The 455-nt window shown below is 58.2% G+C and carries 1 protein-coding gene; it reads right to left on the bottom strand.

Annotated elements, in window-relative coordinates; genetic code table 11:
* A partial coding sequence (locus C1I93_RS30925; RefSeq protein WP_146603627.1) for a GDP-mannose 4,6-dehydratase occupies nt 1–455 on the bottom strand: 455 nt, incomplete at both ends.

The raw sequence follows: 455 nt of genomic DNA, 5'->3' as shown, positions 1-455 counted from the left end.
TTACGCGCCAGTTCAGTTCACGGTCGGCTTTGCTGGCGTCCGCCCAGTAGGCCGGAAGGTCGCCCTCGCGACGCGGTGCAAAATGATAATTAACCGGTTTGCCGCAGGCTTTGCTGAAGGCATTAACCACGTCCAGCACGCTGTTGCCTACGCCAGCGCCGAGGTTGTAGATGTGTACGCCTGGCTTGTTCGCCAGTTTTTCCATCGCCACGACGTGACCGTCCGCCAGATCCATTACGTGGATGTAATCGCGTACGCCAGTACCATCTTCGGTCGGATAATCGTTACCAAAAATCGCCAGCGAGTCGCGACGGCCTACAGCAACCTGGGCGATGTATGGCATCAGGTTATTCGGAATGCCTTGCGGATCTTCGCCCATATCGCCCGACGGATGCGCGCCAACCGGGTTGAAGTAGCGCAGCAGGGCAATGCTCCAGTCCGGCTGGGCTTTTTGC

Origin of the sequence: Micromonospora endophytica (genome assembly GCF_003236305.1) — a bacterium.
In the GTDB taxonomy this organism is placed as follows: domain Bacteria; phylum Actinomycetota; class Actinomycetes; order Mycobacteriales; family Micromonosporaceae; genus Micromonospora; species Micromonospora endophytica.
Note: the sequence above shows the minus strand (reverse complement) of the source record. Positions and strands in the feature narration are given on the sequence as shown.